The sequence below is a fragment of the Clostridium sp. Marseille-QA1073 genome (genome assembly GCF_054863625.1).
This window is the reverse complement of the sequence record NZ_JBSVQM010000005.1, coordinates 183,949-206,575: the sequence shown is the minus strand read 5'-3', so window position 1 is coordinate 206,575 and position 22,627 is coordinate 183,949. Positions and strand designations below refer to the sequence as shown.

Here is a 22,627-nt window from a genome sequence, read left to right as displayed (position 1 = left end):
ACGAGACTTTAATATATGTAATAAGTCTATAAAAGACCTACAGTATAATAGTACTGTAGGTCTTCTTTCAGTAGTCTTGATTACTTCAATAGATAGTAAATAAAAAAGCCACTAATATGATTCATTAGTAGCTTAAAAGTAAATAGTTAATTAAAGCTGTGATATTATTTAGAGTTTATTAAATCTACTACAAAGTTTATAGATTTTCTTAACTTCATTAAGTCTTCTTCTTTAGGAGCAAATTTAACTCTAATAGGAAATAGTATATCACTAATTCCTGTAGAAGTTATAACCTTTGAAGTAGATAGAGTATTCATATTTGTTTTTAATAAATAGTCTTGAATTATTTCAATTGATTCTCCACTCCACCCATAAGAACCAAAGGATACAGCAATCTTATTTCTATAATCTTTATTTTTTAGTTCTTTTAATATGTCCTCCATTTCTCCAATCATATCACCATATTTGGTAGAACTGCCTAAGAAAATTAAATTAACTTCATCTAGTGATTTAAAGATTTCTTCCTTAGAACTCTTATTAACATCTATTATTTCACTGGCGATTCCTTCTTCTGTAATATAATCATAAATCACATTTGATATCTTTTTAGTATTATTAGTCATAGTAGAATATAATATTAACGCTTTTTTATTTTTTATATTTTTACTACTCATTTCATCATATATTGATATGAATTTTTTAACATCACTTCTTAATATATAACCATGAGAAGGCGCAATTATATCTATATCTAATTTAGAAATCTTCTTTATCATATCTTGTACATATTTTCTATGAGGATGCATTATTAAATTGTAATAAATCTTAAAATCTTCAACAATGTCTTCTTTAGCTAAATCATTAAAATAATCATAGTTTGCTATATGAGTACTAAATATATCACAAGGAAATAATATTTTATCTTCTTCTAAATAAGTTATCATTGTCTCTTCTGTATGAAGATAAGGAGTTTCTATAAATCTTAAAGTTTTTCCACCAATATCTAAAGCATGATTATCTTCTACAGTTAAAAATTCTCTATTGTGAAGCTTATACATTTCTTTAAGTTGTTCAGCTGCTAACTCTGTACATACAATTACTGCGTTTTTTGCTTTATTTGCTAATGCAATTAATCCACCTGAATGGTCAGGTTCTGTATGATTTATAACTATATATTTAATTTCTCTAGGATCTATAAATGTTTCTAAATTCTCTACATATTCTTTCCCAAAGGCTATATCTACTGTATCTATAATTGTTGGATACTCTGACATTATTAAATAGCTATTATAAGTAGTACCTTTAGCTAGAGTTAATCTATGAAAAGGAACCTCTCTATCATCAATTTTTCCTACCCAGTAAATATTATCTTTCATCATTACATTATTCATAATTATTACCTCCTAATTGTTCCAATCTATATTATGACTTAATTATAGTTTTAATTAAGTTTTTAAAATATGATTCAAATCAAATTTTTAAAATTTAATAGAAATTAGATTTGAAAGTAGTAAAAATCTTTAAAATATACACTCTTTTCTATTCATGCAAGTAAATTAAAGAGCATGATATGAAAAATAATTTGAATATTATATTTATACAAAACTTAAAGATTTATAAAGAATAGTAAATAAAATAGTATATAGAAGATATTTATAGTCCAATTTTATTATGTCGACAATTTATTGAAACAATGTGGATATTATGGTATAATATTACTTAATTTCAAGAATTTTAAATTATAATGTAATAAAAGGTCACAGTAGAAAATAGTTATTAATAAATTTATATTTTAAGGGGGAAGTTATGAAAGAGAAAAAGGGGATGATAATATTTTTAATTTTATTTTCCATATTATGTATTGGCATTCCTATTCTAGCTAGAGTATTTAGAGAAACAATAGAATTATACCGATTTGATTTCTCTTCATTTCCAAGTAACTATATAAAAGAGATAACTTTAAGTTTAGAAACCTATAGAAGCTTTCTAAACTTTAAAAATCCAATTAATGGATTAGGCTTGGTTGTAATCATTATATTCTTACTTTCTTATATTATCAATAGATTAGGATTGTTCAAGGTTAAAGGTAAATATGAACAATTTGAACATTATGGATCTCATGGTACAAGTAGGTGGCAAAGTGATAAAGAGATTAAAGATAACTATTATAAAGATAATTTAGGCTGGTTTTTAGGAACTATAGAAAAGAATAAAACTTATGATATTGGGATGAGAGCGGCCTATCATCCTGTAAATGGCGAGCTAAATATGCAGCAAGTAGTAATTGGACCGCCAGGTTCAAATAAAACTACGGGATTTGTATTAAATAACATATTTCATATATGCAATATGTATAAAGATAAAGAAGAAAAAGCAGATATTATAATAACAGATCCTAAAAGCGAATTATATTCACTTACAGCAGATTATTTAGAAAAAAATGGATATGATGTTAAAGTTCTTGATTTTATACACTTAACATATGGTGATTGCTTAAACCCTTTAGACTTTATAAACGATGATAAATCATTAATGGAAATAGCAAAAGGATATATTGATTCTGTTGAAAGTTCTAATGGTGACAAAGCTAGTGGTGATATGGCTTTTTGGAATAATCAAGAAGCACAGTTATTAGCAGCTCTTATAGGCTTTATAAAGCAAGCTTACCCAAAAGAAAAGCAAACTTTTTCAGAAATTTCTCAAATACTAACTAGTGAAGATGTTAGTGATATAGATAATGCTAGGTACTTTTTTGAAGATAATAATATAAAAGGAGCAGCAAGACAGCTTTGGAATAACTTTTTAATGTTAGCGGAAAGTGAAAGAACTAGATCCAATATACTAGGGGGATTGTCCGAAAAATTAAAATTATTTTCAATAAATGGAATACGAAATATAACAAGTAGAACTACTGTAGATATAGATAAGTTAGGGACAATGAAAGATAAACCTATAACTTTATTTATTTTAATTCCTGATAGCGATAGAACTTTTGCACCGGTTATAAATGTAGTAGTAAATACTCTATTTAAGCAGCTATATAAAACAGCCTATAATACTAAAAACAAGCTCGAATTTCCAGTATATTTTTTACTAGAGGAAATGGCTAACATAGGAAAAGTTCCAGGAATTCAAGAAATGCTTGGAACTATGAGAGGAAGGCGAATATATCCTATGATGATATGGCAATCTCTTTCCCAAATGAAAGATCGTTATGGTGATAAAGGCTTTGAAGATATTATGTCCATGTGTGATACTCATGTTTACTTAGGGGTTAATGATCAATTTACAGCAAAGTATTGTAGCGATAGTTTAGGAAATACAACAATTAAAGTTCAAGGATTATCTCAAAAGAGTGAAGGTGGTTTATTTAGTATTAATGAAAAATCTGGTAGTGAAAATTATCAGCAAAGAAATTTGCTAATGATTGATGAATGCATGAGATTAGATAATAAAAAAATGATAATAAGACAGAGAGCTAAAAATCCTATACTACTTAATAAAGTTCAATATAAGTACTGGGAATATAATCTCTGCGAAAGTAAGGAAATATTTAATTTGAGAACTATAGAAGAAAATGAAGAATTTAAAGAGGATAATCTTTGTAAAAATGTGTAGAGACAGTATAAATATAAAAGTAATATGATTTATAGATAAAAAATAACATAAATACATTTGGAATAGTAGATTAAGCTTATATAAAAAGATTATTTATTATTTGAAATAATCTAATTTACTTAAAGGAGAAGTTTATGTTAAAAATTATGCCTTTAATAAAATCGAAAGACAGTTATAAGAGAATAAAGTCAGAGTTTAATTTTGTTGATTTTGAAGAGCAAATAACATCATTAGAAAATCTTCAAGAAAAGATGGTTATATGTGATTATGATATAGCTATTGTAGATATTAGAATATCATGGTATGAACAGGCTTTGAATTTACTGAGAAAAAGTGAAATTTTTATAGTCTTATTTAAGGGGGATTTTCATGATTTAGACAATGAATTAAATGATACTATAAATGAAGTAAAAAGAAAAATATCTAAATCAGAAGAAGATAAAAGCTTAAATAAAAAAAGCGAACCAGAGATTAAATATGTATATTTAGATAGACCTTCTGCTAAAAATGAGCCTAAGATTGAAATTAAAGAAGTTGAGAAAATAGTTGAAAAAATAATTGAAGTAGAAAAACCTATCATTATTGAAAAGGAAGTAGAAAGAGAAGTAGAAATTGAAGTAATAGATGCTGCAACTATAGCAGTTATCTCTAGCTGTAGTAATGGTAAATCATTTATTACCTGGAATGTAGCACATGGTTTCGCCAGTAGAGGATACAATACGTCAGTTATAAATTTAGATATAGGATATAGCGCTAATATCTACTATTCAATAGATAAGGAAGAAGAAAGTGCTTTAAAACATGTAAGCAAAGTTAAAAACTTTAATAAAATTTTGGACAAGGCTTATTATGTTAATAAAAATCTTAGAATATTTACAAACGAATTATGTAGTGAAGAAGAGTTGAATAATGAAGATTTTCTCAAAATTTTAAACTTAGTACAAGCTGATAGCCAAATTACAATTATAGATTGTAAATCAGAAATAAATGATTTATTAAAATCAGCTATATCATACAGTTCTTCTATATTATTTATTTTTGATAATGATAACATGCATTACAATTTGAATGAAAGAATGCTTAAAAAAATAAATGATACATTTAATCCTCAAAAAACTATTGTAGTATTAAACAATATATTTTATGAAGGATCAGAATTAAAAAATACAATAAAATTTATTAAGAATATGGAGTTGAATTTTAGAGATATAGTAACTATAAAAAATTGTGGAGCAGCTGCTACAGATATGATGTTTACAGATACTTGTCCTTATATCTCTAGTAAAGATGAAAAGTTTAAAAATGATATGGATGAATTAATGAATAGTTTAAAATCTAAGGGAAAAAAGAAGACTTTATTTCAAAAACTGTTTAGAAAATAGTGCAAGAAGGGGGCAATTATGTTAAGAAAGACTTATTTAACTAAGGAACAACAAATTAAAAGAAGTTTTAAAAAAGGACTAATAGTAAGTTTTATAATTGTAATTGGCGTAGTTGTATTATATCAATTTTATATAATCCCAGAAGTAAAAAAATCAGAAAAGTCTAAATTATTAGCTGATTTATCAAAAGAAGAGAATCAAATGAGTATTGTTGCACTAAATAAGGATATTAATCAAGGAGAATTAATAACAGAAGATATGATTAAGACAGTAACCTATGATAAAGAATTATTACCCACAGATATTTTAAAAGATAGAGAAGAAATAAAAGACAAAGTAGCCAGAATGAATTTAAAGGCTAATACAATAGTGACTAATTCAATGTTACTAGAAAGAGAAGATGTTCTAACTACAGATTTAAGAAAGCAAGATTTTGATCACATTTTACTTAATGTAAATTTACAACCAGGAAACTTTATAGATATAAGATATAGAAAAAAAGATGGTAGCGATTTTATAGTGGCTTCTAAGAAAAAAATACTTGATAGAAATGATGGAATAATGATAACTAATATTACAGAAAAAGAAAGAAATTATATTAACAATTCTACAGTATTAGCATCATTAACGGGAGCAGTATTATATACAACTATATATGTAGATCCAGAAAATCAGCCGCCAGCTAAAATTACTTATGAAATAAATAAAAATGTAAAAGAAATTATAGAAAAGGATCCTAATGTAATTAGAAGTTCGCAGGAAGAGTTAAAAAATAGAATAAATCAAGAAAATAATAATGATAACAATAAGGAAGAGATAGATATCACTAAAAGTCATAGTGATAAATCAAAAGATGAGTTTAAACCTATATTTATAGAGTAGGAGGAACAGTAATATGGATATCAGTTTATTTATAGGAGCAAATGGTACAGGTAGAAGTCATACAATGATCATATTAGCTAAAATATTAGCTAAGTTAGGTAATAATGTATTAGTTATAGATACAACTAGGAGTCAGGGGATATTTAATTATTTTGAATATAATACTGATGTAGAAAGTGAGGTGGCTTTAACAGATTTAGATCCGATTATTAGAGAAGAAATATCAATATTAGTTGATAATCCTTTAAACTGTAATAGGTTAGATATACAGTTTAAAACTTTATTAGAAAATGTAGAATTCAATAAATATAATTATATATTTATTGAAGTTGATGGGGTAGTGGATAATAGGTTGGTAAAAGAAAGCAGTAGGATTTTTATGGTTCAAAATAGTGATAAGGATAAACTAATAAGAAACAAAAAAATTTTAAAGGAACTAAATATAGATTCTACTAAACTCCATTTTATATTTAATCAAATTGTTGATAGTAGATGTGATAAAAGTTATTTATTAGAGAAGTTATTCTCTAGTTTGAATAATAAAATAGCAGTCTTAAATAATGAAGATGTAGAAATTCCATTTTTAGAAGAAGATTTAATATGGAGTTATGAAAATAAATTAGATGGAAAGATATCACTCAAAGGATATTCAGAATATTTCAAAAAGGCAATGTATGAGCTCACTAATATAATTACGTTTGTGGATAGTAAAACATTTAAAAAGATAACCAGTGAAAGGTGGGTTTAGAGATGCAAATAGCATTTTGGAGCAATTATCATGGACAAGCAGGAGTAACTTCAAATACTATAGCTACAGCCATTTATATGGCTATGAACTATGATTTTAAAATATTACTTACTCATACTCAATATAGTAAATCTAATATGGAAAATGCATTTTTTAGTGACAATGAAAATAAAAGTTCTATTAATTTTGATGATATAGGAATAGATTCTATTGAAAGACTAAGTAAATCAGGTAGATTAAGTTCTAATGAATTTAGTAGCTATACTAAAACATTAATCGATAATAGATTAGATATTCTAACCGGAAGTAGTAAATGTAAAAAAGAACTATTTGAGGATATGTCCAATAGCATTATAAACATTTTAAATTGTGCTAATGAAGCTTATGACTTAGTTTTAGTAGACTTAAATTCTGGAATAGAAAATGATATAACCAATAAAGTTCTAAAACAATCAGATATTATAGTTGTAAATTTATCTCAAAATGAAAGAGTTATAAGAGAGTACTTTAATAAAAAGGAATGGAATGAAGTTTTAAAAGGTAAAAAGACTATTATAGCCTTAGGTAGATATGATTTTAATAGTAAGTGTAGTAGTAAATATGTAAAAAAGGTTTATAACTATAAAGATAATATATATTGCGTACCGTATAGTTCAGAATTCATGGATTCTAATAATAACCATAGTGTATTAAATTTTTTTCTTTCAAATAGGAAAGTGAAAAGTAATAGTGATAATTATTTATTTTTTAAAGAGGTAGAAATGCTATGCAATAATATATTAGAAAATATTAATACAGATATTGAAAATTTAGAAAAACCAATAGAACACCACGGAATATTAAAACAATTTAAATTACTTTTAGGAATGAGTTCATAGGTGTAGATATGTTGAAAGATAATAAGGATATGCAAAGATATAAAATAGAGAATATAAAGATTTTTATAAGAGATACAATAGATGAACTTTTAAAAAATACTATTGAGGAAAAGAATTTAACTATAGAAGAATATGAGAAAAGAAAAGTAAGGAAGGAAAAGCTAAATCAATGCTTAAAAAGATGTGGAATAGGTGATTTAGGGGCCAAAGAATTTGTAAAAAGTTATATAGAAGATTTAATAACAAAAGTATATAGGATTAATGAAGAAAATATAAACTTTATAATTAATTTTAATAAAGCTACAAGCCTTACAATACAAGATAAGTTTGAAGTAATATTGCATCATTATAAAAAGATATATGGATACAATGCCTTAAAAGTATTGATAAAGGAATATAATTTGGATACCTTAAGATATTGGGAAGAAGAGCGAATGTATTTTATTTCACGTAATGATATAGAGTTTATATTTAATAAAGAAAACATAGAATTATGTTTTGAAGATAAATTAAAAATTGTAACTCAAAGAATTTATTCAATTTATAAAGGATTAGGTGTAATTGATGAAATCAGAGATATGAGAGTCAATGGCTTGTCTTTAGGCGTTTCAGGAATACCAGAAGATTTTTTATCAAATTCACAAATAGATTTAAGCTCTTTAAGAAATAGGCTCGAGTATATACCAAAAAGTTATGATAGCATCTGGCTATATTATGAAGGTAAAGAAATACATTTAAATTTTATGAGTTTTGGAAGCTATAAGGAGCTTGAAAGAGTGTGTAAAAACTCATATAAATTTAATAATCCAGGTCAATTTTCTCAATCTGATGGTTATATATTTAATACAACTGCTGATAACTGTAGAGTTGTTGTGTTTAGACCACCATTTTGTGAAAGTTGGGTTTGTTTTATACGTAAATATGATGTTGATGGTAATTTAAAAGAAATTATAAAAGGTAGAAATGCAGAGAAAGTAATAGAGCTAAGTAAATATATGATAAAAGGTTGTACTAATATATCAATAACTGGTCAACAAGGAAGTGGTAAAACAACTCTTTTAATAGGGCTCGTTAGAGAAATATTACCTACATATACCTTAAGGGTTGCCGAAAAATTTTTTGAAACTCATTTAAGAATAAAAATGCCTAATAGAAATATTGTAACTATACAAGAAACCTCAGATATATCAGGAGATAGGGCTTTGGATGTATTAAAGAAAACCAATGGGTTAGTAACAATAGTTGGAGAAGTTGCTGAAGATTCAGATGTAAAATATATTGTTAAAGTTGCACAAGTAGCAAGCAAATTTACATTATTTACTCATCATGCTAAAAAATTTTCAGACTTAGTTAAATCATTAAGAAATTCCTTATTAAATATTAATATGTTCACAAATGAAAGTGTTGCAGAAGAACAAATTATAAGTGTTTTAGACTTTGATATTCATCTAGAAATCACCGCAGAAGGAAAAAGATATATAGAAAGAATTACAGAATGTATCCCTGTTGAAGAAGAAAATTTTTCAATGAATTTTCAAAATTATGGTAACTTGAATGAAAAATTAAATGCTTTTATGAAAACTACTGTAGAGTTTTTTGAAAAGATAACTATGAAAAAGAAGTATAGAGCTGTTAATATAGTTGAATATAACATAGATAAAGCTAAATATGAATTTAAAAATAGCATCAGTGAAGAAAGAATAAGAGAAATGTATAAAAATATGTTAAAAGAAGATAGAGAATCATTTAAAAAGTTTATTGAAGAATTTTTTAATGAGGAGGTAACATAAATTCTATGTTAAAAAATTATTTAATAATACTATGTATGGTATTAGCTATATTAGCAGTTTGGATACCAATATATTTAATTATAAAATCTGATTCTAATAAAAATAAAAAAAATAATGTTAAGAAATATAAGTTATCCCTTAAAATATATGATGTATTAGTTACAATCCCTATAATAGGCAATTCAATATTAAATATAAAAAAATCACTATATGCAAATAGTGATGACAATGAATATATATTGAGATACAAAGCTATAGTTTATTATCTCATAGGATGGTTTATAGCCTTAAGTGTATTTATAACATTATATATTATCTATGGTAAAAATCTATATATAACTTGTGTATTACTTTTTATATCTTATTATTTAAAAACTATATCAATAGATAAACTTATAGGAGATGATACAAAGCTTTTAAAAGACTTAATTGAATTTATTAGGGATTTAAAACACCAATTTCATATTAAAAGTGCAGTTAGTGAAGCTATGTATGAATCTATAAATATAGCAACACCACTTATGGTAGTACAGGGAAAGAAAATGTATGAGGCTATTGAGGATGAAGATGCACTACAAAATTATTATGAAGAATGTTCTAATAAGTACTTGAAAATTGTAACGGGATACATTTTTTTAACAAATGAATATGGAGATAAAAGAATAAATGGAATGTCAGTATTCATAAAAAACATGAATTATATCATGAAAGAAGTAATGCTAGAAATTTTAAAAAGAGATCAGCTTCGTTATTGGTTAAAAGCTCTTACAGCAATATCTTTAATTCCAATAATATTTCCTAATATAATGGAAAAATGGATGAAAAATAATTTTCCTCAGGCTAATTTTTTCTATAGTAGTTCTTTGGATATTATAGCTAGAATAATTATATTAATTGTTGCTTTAGTATGCTTTATTGGATTAAGGCAATTGGAAAAATATAATGATAAACAAATTAAGTTAACAGTAAAAGAAAAAAGTTGGGAAAAAGTTTTACTAAAAATTAAGCCTATAGAAAGAATAGTTCACATATCAATGCCTAAACCCAATTCAAGCTACTATCATAAAGCAATAAATCTGTTACAACAAGCAGGAAGCTATTTAACTATTGAGTGGTTATATCTTAGAAGAATAATTTCAGGACTTTTAGGTTTTATTTTTGTTATTATATCAGTTGTAGCTTTGCAAAGAATCCATATAGACAATGTCTTAAATAACACCTCTTATAGATTTATAACTCCTTCTTTTAATAATGTAATAGTTATTGGTAAAGATCAAGTGGATATAGGAAAATTTGATAGTGAAATTATAACTAAAGTCAAAAATGAAGATAAAATATATAAGACTACAACAGAAAATTTAATCAAATATATGAGAGAATATGGAATTGATGATGATGAGATATTAAAGGAGGCTATTATAAGAATTGAAAATAAGTTAAACTATCTAAATAATCAATATTTTAAGTGGTATCACATTATTTTAGCAATAGTAATAGGATTTTTTACTACAGATATACCTATATGGGTACTAAAATTTCAAAAAAAACTTAGGCAAGCTGATATGGATACTGAGGTCTTTCAATTTTATACAATTATATTACTTTTAATGCATCATGAAAAAGCTTCCATTGAAATGATACTTGAATGGATGGAGAGATTTTCAGATATATTTAAAAATCCTATAAGAAAGTGCCAAAGTAATTTGCAAAATGGAACTGTTGAAGCTTTAGAGCAATTAAAAGAAGATGTAAAATATAAGCCATTTAGTAAGATTATTGATAATTTAATTATAAGTGAAAAAATAAAACTATGGGAAGCATTTGAATCATTAGAAAGTGAAAGAGAATTTTTTGAAGAAGAAAGAAAGGAACTTAATAAAAGAATAGTCCATGAAAGAGTAAGTTTGGGGGAACTTTTAGGATTTATTCCAATGTATGTTACTGTAGTAATTTACTTTGTTTTGCCATTAGTATGGACAAGCTATATAGAACTAGACAATATATTAAACAATTTTAAAATTTGAGGGGGACAATATAATGGATAATATTAAAAAAGCAATTATGTTTGCTGTAGGAATTTTAATAACAGTAGGAATTATAGCTATGGGACTTTCCTTCTATGGAAAAGCAAATAATATGACCAAATCGGCAGATACGAGTCTCAATGATATAACTCAAACTATAAGTAATTCCAAATATACCGAATATGATGGCACAACAGTTTCAGGGACACAAGCTATAAATGCCATAAGGCTTTATGCCTCAAATAATTTTACGGTTTCAGTTTCCACAAAAAAAACCACAACAAGCTACAATTCAGCTACATCATATAATATAACTGATATTAGCAATTCTGATTATATTGAACCTACTGGAAAGTTTAAATCGGAATTAGAGAAGACTGCTAATGACACAGTTAACAAAATTAAATTAACACAACAATAGCTTTATAATTTATTTCCCTCACTTTTAAAGTGAGGGAAATTTATAAGGGGGATTTATGATTAATTCGATTTCAAAGGTGGTTAGTATAATTATTGCTGTAATTTTAATGGTGATGATTACTTATAATATGTTTTGGATTATAGATAGAATGGTCTATAATCAGGTAAATGTAATTAATAATAGATTTCAGAAGGAAGTAAGAACTAGAGGTTATATAGATAGAGAAATGTATGATAATTTCATGAGAGAACTTACAAATACCGGGAGGATTTATGACGTAGAAATGCTTCACAGGAATATTAAATATTATCCATTAAGTGAAGATTTAAAAGAATATACAATTGAAAAGCCTTATAGTATTGAATATTTTAAACATAATGAAAATGAAATATTAAATGAAATTTATAACAAGGACAAAAGATATTTAATGAGAATTGGCGATGATTTTACTGTAACAGTGAGAGATCAAGGTACTAGAGGAAGTAGAGTACTTTGGAATGTGATAGGTGGAACTAAAGAAAATAATACATTAATATTCTCCACATACGGGGGGATGGTAGAAAATGAAATTAACTAATTTATTTGTGGTTATTTTAATAGTTATAGGAGCTGTATCAATTCCAATTGGAGTTAAACAAAAGAGAATGATAGAAGCAGAAGAGTTAAAAGTAAGATATAACGAGATAATTGATAATGCGGTAAAAGATTCAGCAAAGACATTATTAGACCCAATAGATAATGAATCTATAGAAATATTAGCAGAAGGGAAAAATATAAATTTTAAAACTACTAATTTAAACCTTGATAAAGCATTATGGAGATTCTATCAAACTATGTTTTTGAATCTTAATATAGAAAATGATTACATGCAGCAACAGGCTTTTTTAGATAAAGTACCTATAAAATTAGCAGTAGGCTACGATGGATACTATATAAATACCTGGACAGAAGTTGTTGAAAATGATGAAAAAAAAGTTAAGGAAACATGGCAACCTAAAAAAGAGTTTTTGTATTATGATGACAAAAATAAAATAAAAATCAATCTTACATTAGATGATTATGTTTATATCACAGATATTAATACAAATAAAAAATTACAAGGTAAGCAAGAAGAATTTAAAGATAAATATGAAAGTATGCTTTTTAGTGATAAATTTGATCAAATACGAAGGCAAATAATAGTTGAGTCTATAAGAAAGGACTTAGAATATTATAGTAGTTTAAATAATGAAATCTCATTAAAAAATGGATGGGGTTACACTCTTAAATTACCATTAATAAATGAAAAGGCAATTAATGATATAACCTTTATTGCTTTTCTGCAAGGATTACCACTTAATGGTATTGAACTTTACAATACCTATGGTTTTGGTGTAGCTAGAGTAGTAAGAAAAAGCAATGTTTATGGGAATGAAGAAAAGGGTGCTAAATATTATCATACTAATAAATGCAGCCATAGAGCTAATACAGATGTAATATTTGATAGTCCTATTGATGCTTGTAAAAATGGTTATTATCCACATCCTTTGTGTAATTAGATTGGGATATATAAATTTAGAGAGAAAAGAGAGGTATAATTTATGTTTAATAAAAAAACTTTTACAAAATTAATAGCGTTAGGACTTTTAGGAGTATCTTTATTGAGCTTTACTCCAGAAGTAAAAGCTGAAAGAATAGAAGGAAAGAGTAATTTAAATAATTATGCTACAACAACAAGACTTTGGGGAAAAGATAGATTTGATACTGCAATAGAAATATCAAATGAATTTATAAAAACTAATAAAGAGCTAGAGATAGATGACTGGTATTTAGCTTATCCTGATACAGCAAAACAAAAAGTAGATACAGTAATACTTTGTAACAGCTTTGATTATCCTGATGCATTAGCAGCTGCACCATTAACACATCTTTATAATGCACCAATACTTTTGAGCGAAGCTAATAAACTAAACAGTAAAACAGAAGCACAACTTAAAAAGTTAGGTATTAAAAAAGTTGTTATAGTAGGCGGAACTGGTGTGATTTCTAATAATGTTGATACAAAGCTTAAATCAATGGGGATTACAACGGAAAGAATTGCAGGAAAAGATAGATACCAAACTTCCTTAGAGATAGCTAAAAAAGTAGCTTCAAGTCACGATATTGATGCTGTTCATGTAGTAAGTGGACACAATTTTAGTGATGCACTAACAGTTGCACCAGTGTCAGCATCATGGATGCAACCAATGGTTTTAGTGCCACAGGGAGAAAATAAAACTATCTCTGATGTAGAAGGGTTAGAAGAATTTATAAGCTATTGGGAAGAAAAATGTCCTAAAGTAAATAAGTATGGAAATAGACTTGCAAAATATACTTATGGCAATAAAAAAGATGTTAGCGATAATATTTTAAAAATATTAAACGGTGTAGATAGAGCTGGTTATACCGAGAGTAAGCTTTTAAACAATATATTAATAATAAGTGATAAATTACGAAGAGGAAGTTTTGGAAGTGCCAATAATGTTATATTTGTAAGTGGAAAAGATTTCCCTGATGCACTAACTGGATCTGCATTAGCAGGAAAATTAGGAGCAATCGTAATGTACGATGGTACTGTTGGTGAAGATATTAAGGAAATTAATAAAAAAATTCACTTTGATACTCATGAGTATTTAAATGATGTAACAAGTAGATTTAGAAATAATGTTTACAAAGTATATTATTTAGGAGGAGAAACAATAGTGCCTAAAGGAGCTGAGAAAAAATTAAATGGAAAACTATAAAAAATATTTTAAATATATTAATTTCATATTAGTATTTTTCATAGCTTTTGAATGTTTTGGATTAGGAGTTAATGAAGCAAAAGCCTATGATGGTTTTGGATATGCAAATCTTAGATTTATTGATATTAACTTAAGAAAAGAAATTGCACCACTTAAAACATTACAAATACCTTTAAAGAATGGAGTAGGAGAAATTAAATTTTCTGTTGATGGTATAGACGGATATGATCTTCAATATGTAATGAACGAAAATGGAGAAAGGTTGGGCGAACCATATAAAGTTACAGTAGATGGTAGTAATACTTCATCAAATGCTTTACAAATATATGCTTTTTATGAAAATAGAGGAGGAAATTCAAATATTGAAGTTACCTATGTAGGCGAAAATAAATCTACTGGACATATATCAGAAATGGATAAACAAGTTATAAGCGCACCTAAAGGGAAAAATTATAGTATAACTCCAAATAGCGCACCACCATTGCCTAACTGGAAATTTAAAGCTACTAAATTAGATGGTAGGGTATTAACTAATAAACTTGAAAAAGTTACGTTTATACCTACAGAAGATAATCATAAGTTACAGTTCTGGTACGAAGCAGAGGATTTACCCACAGCAGATCTTATATTAGTTGTTGTAGATAATGAGTTAGATAAAAACGGTAGAGTTGTAAAACAGCCTGATGGTAAAGACTATTTTCATAGGGTACAGCATGATCTAAAAAATGTACTAGGTACTACAAATAAAATAGTAGACTCAGGTGGAGGAAAACCTAACCTAGAAATAGCTTTTGCAACAGTAGATAATATCGGCGGAAACCCAACAACAGCTATGACTAATTATATTCAGAAGGTAGAAGCACATGAATTAGGTAATCCCCCTACAATAAATGCTACTGTTAGAACAGATACTAAAACGTGGTATGTTCACTTTTACTGGAAGCCTACAGGGACAGATGTAAAGCCACCAGAGGGTGAAGGAATAGTATTCAATCCGAACGAAACCGATTGGACTAATTTAGGAAAGACAGGCGATGGAACAGGTTCATATCCTGTAGAAGTAAAATATGCAGGGGAAAATCCAGCCATAGCACAAGGTTCAGCTACATGGGAACACGTAGAAAAGCAAGATCCAATTATTATAGAAGGACAGTCACCAATAGAACAACCAGATGTTGTAACTGAATATAATATAAGCTTTGATGTAAAATTTCCACTTCAAAATATTACTGTAACAGGAGATGCAAACGAAAGTTTTGGAGGAGAAGGTGGAACTGTTAATATTCAAAAGGAAGGTGAAGGATTACAGCTACAAGCTACTGGAAAATGGGGACAAGCTGAATATAATACTGAACCAAATGATGGTGGAGATAGATTAATAGATAAAAGTATTCCAGATGCACCACCTGATCCAGCAGGGCAATCAGGACTATATAATATAGACTGGACTAAACCTGAAATTCACATTGATGATCCACAATCAAAGTGGGTTAAAAATCCAGTACCTTATCCAGTAAAGGTCGCTGTAGATGATAATTTATCAGGGTTTGCAAATGGTAGTGTAGATGTTACTGACTCTAGTCATTATGGTAGAGATAATAGTGATAGCTTACCACATGCAGAAAAGAGCTATAGTAAAACTGTAATGTTACATGATGGAATGTATAAAATAGCTGTAAATGCAGTTGATAGAGCTACAAATGATAATGCAGATAGTAAAAGTACCTATTATATTGATGGAACAGATCCAGAAGTGACATTTAACATTAAGCCAGGAATATTTTCAGTAGAAAATGGAGCTGTAAGGAAACCTAGTAAAAAAGGCATAGATGATGGCTTTTACGGAGAGTTAACAGCTTCCGATAACCTTTCAGGAGTAGCTAAAATTCAGTATGGGTGGACATTTGAAAATAAAAAGAATGATGTAGAATACGAAGTAATTTATGCAAGTCCATATACCTATACCGATAGATACCAGGAAAGAATTAAGAAGGAAATAGAAAAGCCAGTTGGAGATAACTTATATCTTCATGTGGAGCTTTGGGACACCTCAGGTAATTACACTTATAAGGTATTTGGACCTTATGAAGATCCTATAAAATTAAGAGGTTTTCAAGTTACAGATGTTAGAGATCCTAAATGGCAAGAAGTATTTTGGAAGGACAATAAGCCTACAGGAGTAAACTTTAAAGCGGATAAACTACCACTTGATAATACAAGTAATCCTATATATAAAAATGCTGATATGAAGAAAGGATATGCATTTTATTTTGATGTTACCAGTGAGTATCTATATAGGGAAGAAGATAAAATTATGATTACACCTACATTATATTGGGTAAAAGATGATAAAAAAATTCCAATAGACATGTATTATCAGCTTAATAATAATCCTTTTATAAAAATGGGAAGTGATGGAGATACAATAAAACTTCATATGAAAGTTAAAAGAAAAAAAACTGTTATAGGAGAGCTTTCGGAACTTATTCTTAAAAAGCCAGTAAGAATATGCAAAGGAAAAGAATGGCTAGGCATAGGTGGATGGAAACATAAATACCCTGCTGATGTTCAGTATAAAGATGGAAAAGAACAATATTGGTATGGCAAATATCTTATACCTCAAACAGCTGTATTTGTAAAAAAGGGCGATTCTCCAAGACCTGAAAATATCTTAGAAGGTGGAGAAATACTTATTAATTTTCAAATTATAGCATATAAAAATGGAATTGAAACATTAAGTAGGGATCAAATATATGTATATGTACCTGATCAATGGAAGGGTGAAGGTGGCCCAAAATCAAGTAAATATGCAGAAGGTGATGTTATTCTTTATAATAACAAAAGGAGTAGCTTAGATGATTTTAAAACTAATATAACACATTAATAATAGTATTAGTTTTTAATGCTAGGGAGGAACTATGATTAGCTATATTTTAATAATCGCAATATTTTTATTTATTTATATTTCTTCTTTTATAGTTATAATAAGCAAATATAATAAAAAAATAAATGAGCTAAAAACAAGTTCATTTTCTACAAAAGAAAACAATATAATGAAAAGTATATTGGATTCAGAGGTAAATACTAGTGTTACATTTACACTAGAAAGTTCAGCATTATCAATAGTAAATATACTTATGAATAATTACAAATTAGATTATTGTAGTATTTTAATTGATAGAGATAGATTAATAAATATAGCTTCAAATGTGGAAAGTCAGTATATAGAAGATGTTGAGGAGTATTGTAATGAGGCTATAAGAAGTATGAATGGAGCAGCTAAGATTAGATATTCAGAAAGCTATTTAAGCTACAAATCTGCTAATAGGAGAAAAATTAAGTATTCATATTTAATACCATTAAATCAACAGAGCAAACAAATAGGAGCTATATTTATAGAAAATTATGAGGATTATAAAGAAAGTGAATTTGAATTAGAATTTTTTAAATTGGTTATAAAAAACATAGCTATAGCTCTTCAAAATTGCATTTACCGTGATGAGATAACATCCATGGCAATGAAAGATAATTTAACTCAAGTATATAACAGAAATTACATGAAAATGCATCTACAAAAACAAATTGATTCTAATAAAAAGTTTACATTGGTACTACTTGATATTGATTTTTTTAAGAATTTTAATGATACTTATGGTCATGACTTCGGAGATGTTGTTTTAAGAGAAGTAAGTCAGTTTATTAAAAAGAGCATAAAGGAATATGATGAAATATATAGATGGGGTGGAGAAGAATTTGTAATATATTTTAATAATACAGAAAGTAGTGGAATATATGAGAGATTAAACAGTATAAGAGACAATCTTTCAAGATATAAAATAGGGAATGAAAAATCTGCAGAAGTTAATGTAACTGCAAGTTTTGGAACCGTCGATAGTGGAAGTGGGAAAACTATTGATGAGTTAATTTCCTTAGCAGATAAAGCTTTATACCATAGTAAGGAAACTGGAAGAAATAAGGTTACAGTATATGAAAAAATGTAAATTTCTGCAAAGATTATGTAACATAGTCTTTTAACTATACATAATATTTTAGTATAGATATCTTAGTATATTATTTAATTTATAAATTTATTTAATTGGTTCATTATTAAAGTTGAGTATATGGCAAAGCTAATGTAAAATATAATAGGATATTTTATATTAGGGGGTTAATACATGAATTACGATGAGGCGATTAAATATATAAAAGAAACTGCAAAGTTCGGTAGTAAATATGGTCTTGATAGAACAGAAAAAATATTAGAGTTCTTAGGAAATCCACATAAACATATAAAAACTATACATGTGGCAGGAACAAATGGAAAAGGGTCAACTACGGCTATGCTTACTTCTATACTTATGGATGCGGGATATAATGTAGGGAGTTATATATCGCCGTACATAGAGGAATTTGAGGAAAGAATACAAATTAATAGAAATAATATTCCTAAAGAAGAATTAGCAGAAGTAGTAACGGAGGTATCGAAGGCTGTTTCTAAAGTTGTAGACTTAGGATATATTAACCCTACAGAATTTGAAATAATAACCTGTGCAGGACTTTTGTATTTTTATAAAAAAAATATAGATTATGCAGTAATAGAAGTAGGATTAGGTGGTAGATTAGATTCTACAAATGTTATAACTCCTATTTTAAGTATTATTTCTTCTATAAGCTTAGATCATACTCAAATATTAGGAGATACTTTAGACAAAATAGCATATGAAAAAGCAGGAATAATAAAGGAAAAGGTTCCAGTTGTATTGTTTCCACAGGAAAAGGTAGCGGAAGATGTTATAGAGAAAACCTGCAAGGAAAAAAATTCTAAGCTTATAAAAGTTCCTAGAGATATTTCAGAATATGTTGCAGTAACTTCTAATACATTGGAAGGAAAAGAAATTAAAACTCAGCAAATTAATTTAAAGAATGAATATATTGATAGCTATGAGTTATCATTGTTAGGCAAACATCAAATACTAAATTCTACAGTAGTTGTTTATGCGGCTAGAGAGCTTATGAATTTAGGGGTGAAGATAAGTAAGGATAATATTATTAATGGTTTAAAAAGTGTTCAATGGCCAGGAAGATTAGAAATTATGAAAAATAATCCACTGGTTGTTATAGATGGGGCACATAATATTGATGGAATTAAAAAACTTACAGAAAGTATAGATTTATATTTTAAATATAATAAGTTAATATTGATTCTTGGAATATTAGCAGATAAACAGGTTGAAGACATGATTGGTACTATTGCACCTAAGGCAGAAAGGATAATATCAGTGACTCCACATAGCGATAGAGCTGAACTTGCAGAAGACTTAAAGATAGAAATAGAAAAGCTAGGGGTTAGCTGTGAAGCTATAGATAATTATGAAGAAGCATATAGAAAAGCACTGTCATACTGTAATGAGGATGACTTATTATTAATATCAGGTTCTTTATATATGATAGGGGACATGAGAAAGATTATAAGGAATTTTAAATAATAGTTTTTTGTAGAATTTTTGAAAAATCATGACTTTTTAATCGTAGCATAAATTATCACCTCCTCATAGTATATTGTGAGGAGGTGATTCGCGTGAGGTATCTTTATGTGTGTAATGCCACTAAAGATAGAATTGAGAAAATAGAGTTAGATAATTTCGAAGAAGTTGAGTCCATAGATATTAAGGATTCAGAAGGGGAGAAATTATCACCCCGTGGATTATGTCTATACGAAGATATGCTCATAACTTCGAATTATAATAATAGCTCTATTTCTTTTTTGTATAAAGAGGGAACTATCGAAAAATTCTACTTAGGCGGTGGATGTACAGAGGCTTCTGTTTTAGACAAATACGCTTATGTAATTTGCGAAGACTCTAATACAGTGGTATGCTTTGATATTAAAGCTAAAGATGTGGTAGAAATAATACCTTGTGGAAGTTCACCTCACAGTTTAGATATTTGTAAAAAGAGTAATAGAATATTAATTTCTAATATGTATAGTGATAATTTAAGTATTATAGATGTAACTAAGGGAGGAGAAGTCAAAAATATATCCGTAGGAGCATATCCTACAAAGGCACTATGGTCATCAGATGGTAATTATATACTAGTTTGTGAAAGTAATTTAGGATATTGTGGAAAGGGATGTGTAACTATTATATCTTTAAGGAATAATAGTATCCTCCATAAAATTCCTGTAGGAAATGCTCCTATGGATATGTATTGTGATGGACGATACTGCTATGTATCTAATTATGGTGATGGAAGTATAAGTATAGTAGATATAAATAAATATGAAGAGATTAAAAAAGTTCGTATAGGTGGAATGGTAAAAGCCATAACCACAGATGAAAAATATATATATGTAGGTGATATATATAATAATTCTCTTATTAGAGTAAATAAAATAGATGAAAGTAAAAAAGTCATTCCGATGAGTGGAGAACCCATGGGAATGATTGTTAATTGATTTTTCGTGATTAGCTTATTTAAATTTATTCACTAGCTAATATGTTTATAATTTTATTATAGAGCTCTGATGAATTAGATTTCCATTTATAGCATAATTCACGAGCTTGTTTATTTGATGCAACACTTATTTTAATATCGATAAGTGTTGTGTCATTTTCTGAAGCTATTAAATTAACTAGGTAGCTATTTTTATTTTCAATAGTATAATCAGCAGTAACTGTTAATTCTTTTTTTATTTTAGATAGGCTGCTTTCTAAATAATTATTTACTTTTTCAATTTTACTTTCTGAAATTCTATTTTCAAATAGTGACAATACCTTCTGTCCATCATCTGTTATAACTAATCTGTCTTTTTCATGTTCAATTGTATGTTTTAACAAATTTGAAGAAGTTAATTCCACTATGTATTGCTGAAGCGTAAAATAGTTCATAAAATTATTTTCTAAAACAATTTCAGTAATTTGAATGTTTGAAATTGGAAACTTTATTTTATTAAATATATATAGCAGAAGGAGTTTATTTTCTGCTAAATCCAGAGAATCTTCAAACATATTTCATCCCCCTTTGAATTTTAAAATGAATTAAATTCATACCTATTATAACACAAAAATAACAATTTTATTAGAATTTTATTTTAAATATATTTTACTATGAAAAAGAATATGATTTTAAAATATTCCTTATTACATAAAATATTGTATTTACTGCATTTTTATAATTTACAAAAAATTATCCTGGCAGAATATAGGTACCTAATATGAAAGATTAAAATATACTCTGGAAAATAATTTTTCTAAAAAATAGCTTATGTCTTTAATAGGTTTTATATGTAATATAACCATAAAGATGTGAATATTATTTATGGAATAGAAATATTATTTTAGGGGGAAATATGGATTTTGTAAAAAAACATAAAAAGGTATTTTTAAGCGTTGCCTTATTACTTATTGCATCTATATTAACAGCAGCTATAAGTAGTAAGGGAACTTTTGCAGTCTTTTCTCAAGGCAAAAAGATGCCCATATATTGTGTAGACACAGAGGAAAAGAAGGTAGCTATAACTTTTGATACTACTTGGGGAGAAAGTAATACTATGGAGTTATTGGACATACTTGACAAGTATAATGCAAAAGCAACTTTTTTTGTTATAGGATTATGGGCAGATGATTTTCCTGATATTGTTAAAGAAATAGATAAAAGAGGACATGAGATTGGAAATCATACTAATAAGCATCCTAATATGACTACAATTTCAAAAGAAAGAATGTTAAAGGACACTGAAATTGCAGATGCTAAAATTTTAAATCTTACAGGAAAAAATACTACGTTATTTAGGTTTCCAGAAGGTGCATATAATGATTTAGCTATTGAAACAGTAGAATCTACAGGGAGAAAATGTATTCAATGGGATGTGGATAGTATAGATTGGAAAGCACAGGGGGCTGATATTGAGTATGAGAGAATTATGAAAAAAGCGAAACCAGGTTCTATAATGCTATTTCATACTGATGTAAAATACACACCTCAATCATTGCCAAGGATATTAGAAAGCTTAAGTTCACAGGGGTATAAATTTGTTACAGTTTCTGAACTTATATATAAAGATAATTACAATATAAATAATGAAGGAAAGCAGATAAAAAGCAAATAATCCATTGCATAA

18 protein-coding genes are annotated in these 22,627 nt (G+C 27.4%); 16 read left to right on the top strand and 2 right to left on the bottom strand.

Going from position 1 to position 22,627, the window contains the following annotated elements:
- Positions 1 to 164: 164 nt before the first annotated feature.
- Positions 165 to 1,394 (bottom strand): FprA family A-type flavoprotein, encoded by a 1,230-nt coding sequence (locus ACY1IQ_RS06605; RefSeq protein ID WP_461613253.1) that lies wholly within the window; start codon positions 1,392 to 1,394, stop codon positions 165 to 167.
- Between the two features lie 412 nt (positions 1,395 to 1,806).
- On the opposite strand from ACY1IQ_RS06605, the gene ACY1IQ_RS06600 reads away from it, so the two are divergent.
- The 15 genes from ACY1IQ_RS06600 to ACY1IQ_RS06530 all read left to right on the top strand — a co-directional run bounded on the left by ACY1IQ_RS06600 (position 1,807) and on the right by ACY1IQ_RS06530 (position 20,962).
- Positions 1,807 to 3,618, top strand: coding sequence for a VirD4-like conjugal transfer protein, CD1115 family (locus ACY1IQ_RS06600; protein WP_461613216.1), 1,812 nt, complete (start codon positions 1,807 to 1,809; stop codon positions 3,616 to 3,618).
- A gap of 134 nt (positions 3,619 to 3,752) precedes the next feature.
- Entirely contained in the window at positions 3,753 to 5,000 is a 1,248-nt protein-coding gene (locus tag ACY1IQ_RS06595) for a ParA family protein (protein ID WP_461613215.1), read from the top strand.
- 18 nt (positions 5,001 to 5,018) lie between these two features.
- On the top strand, positions 5,019 to 5,882 hold the full coding sequence (locus ACY1IQ_RS06590) for an SAF domain-containing protein (protein WP_461613214.1): 864 nt from the start codon (positions 5,019 to 5,021) through the stop codon (positions 5,880 to 5,882).
- 13 nt (positions 5,883 to 5,895) lie between these two features.
- The gene (locus ACY1IQ_RS06585) at positions 5,896 to 6,630 is read left to right on the top strand and encodes a hypothetical protein (RefSeq protein WP_461613213.1); all 735 of its coding nucleotides are present in this window, start codon (positions 5,896 to 5,898) and stop codon (positions 6,628 to 6,630) included.
- A gap of 2 nt (positions 6,631 to 6,632) precedes the next feature.
- Positions 6,633 to 7,508 carry a hypothetical protein gene (locus ACY1IQ_RS06580; protein ID WP_461613212.1) on the top strand — a complete coding sequence of 292 codons (876 nt, stop codon included), beginning with the start codon at positions 6,633 to 6,635 and terminating at the stop codon, positions 7,506 to 7,508.
- Between the two features lie 11 nt (positions 7,509 to 7,519).
- Complete coding sequence (locus ACY1IQ_RS06575; protein ID WP_461613211.1) at positions 7,520 to 9,298, top strand: P-loop NTPase family protein; 1,779 nt, start codon at positions 7,520 to 7,522, stop codon at positions 9,296 to 9,298.
- A 5-nt stretch (positions 9,299 to 9,303) separates the two neighbouring features.
- The gene (locus ACY1IQ_RS06570; RefSeq protein WP_461613210.1) at positions 9,304 to 11,322 is read left to right on the top strand and encodes a hypothetical protein; all 2,019 of its coding nucleotides are present in this window, start codon (positions 9,304 to 9,306) and stop codon (positions 11,320 to 11,322) included.
- A 13-nt stretch (positions 11,323 to 11,335) separates the two neighbouring features.
- Positions 11,336 to 11,743 carry a hypothetical protein gene (locus ACY1IQ_RS06565; protein ID WP_454053335.1) on the top strand — a complete coding sequence of 136 codons (408 nt, stop codon included), beginning with the start codon at positions 11,336 to 11,338 and terminating at the stop codon, positions 11,741 to 11,743.
- 55 nt (positions 11,744 to 11,798) lie between these two features.
- Entirely contained in the window at positions 11,799 to 12,320 is a 522-nt protein-coding gene (locus ACY1IQ_RS06560) for a hypothetical protein (RefSeq protein ID WP_461613209.1), read from the top strand.
- Positions 12,307 to 13,281 carry a hypothetical protein gene (locus tag ACY1IQ_RS06555; protein ID WP_461613208.1) on the top strand — a complete coding sequence of 325 codons (975 nt, stop codon included), beginning with the start codon at positions 12,307 to 12,309 and terminating at the stop codon, positions 13,279 to 13,281. Before ACY1IQ_RS06560 ends, ACY1IQ_RS06555 begins: the two co-directional genes overlap by 14 nt.
- A 42-nt stretch (positions 13,282 to 13,323) precedes the next feature.
- Positions 13,324 to 14,505, top strand: a complete 1,182-nt coding sequence (locus tag ACY1IQ_RS06550) for a cell wall-binding repeat-containing protein (protein WP_461613207.1) — start codon at positions 13,324 to 13,326, stop codon at positions 14,503 to 14,505.
- Entirely contained in the window at positions 14,492 to 17,389 is a 2,898-nt protein-coding gene (locus ACY1IQ_RS06545; RefSeq protein WP_461613206.1) for a hypothetical protein, read from the top strand. The genes ACY1IQ_RS06550 and ACY1IQ_RS06545 overlap by 14 nt, the downstream gene beginning before the upstream one ends.
- Positions 17,390 to 17,423: 34 nt before the next feature.
- On the top strand, positions 17,424 to 18,506 hold the full coding sequence (locus tag ACY1IQ_RS06540) for a sensor domain-containing diguanylate cyclase (RefSeq protein ID WP_461613205.1): 1,083 nt from the start codon (positions 17,424 to 17,426) through the stop codon (positions 18,504 to 18,506).
- Between the two features lie 174 nt (positions 18,507 to 18,680).
- A complete protein-coding gene (locus ACY1IQ_RS06535; protein WP_461613204.1) occupies positions 18,681 to 19,991 on the top strand; it encodes a bifunctional folylpolyglutamate synthase/dihydrofolate synthase in 1,311 nt (436 codons plus the stop codon).
- A gap of 92 nt (positions 19,992 to 20,083) precedes the next feature.
- Positions 20,084 to 20,962: a YncE family protein gene (locus ACY1IQ_RS06530; RefSeq protein ID WP_461613203.1), complete on the top strand. Its 879-nt coding sequence runs from the start codon at positions 20,084 to 20,086 to the stop codon at positions 20,960 to 20,962.
- A gap of 25 nt (positions 20,963 to 20,987) precedes the next feature.
- On the opposite strand, the gene ACY1IQ_RS06525 is transcribed toward ACY1IQ_RS06530, so the two are convergent.
- The gene (locus tag ACY1IQ_RS06525) at positions 20,988 to 21,515 is read right to left on the bottom strand and encodes a DUF4364 family protein (protein ID WP_461613202.1); all 528 of its coding nucleotides are present in this window, start codon (positions 21,513 to 21,515) and stop codon (positions 20,988 to 20,990) included.
- 341 nt (positions 21,516 to 21,856) lie between these two features.
- On the opposite strand from ACY1IQ_RS06525, the gene pdaB reads away from it, so the two are divergent.
- On the top strand, positions 21,857 to 22,615 hold the full coding sequence (gene pdaB / locus ACY1IQ_RS06520; protein WP_461613201.1) for a polysaccharide deacetylase family sporulation protein PdaB: 759 nt from the start codon (positions 21,857 to 21,859) through the stop codon (positions 22,613 to 22,615).
- Positions 22,616 to 22,627: the final 12 nt, after the last annotated feature.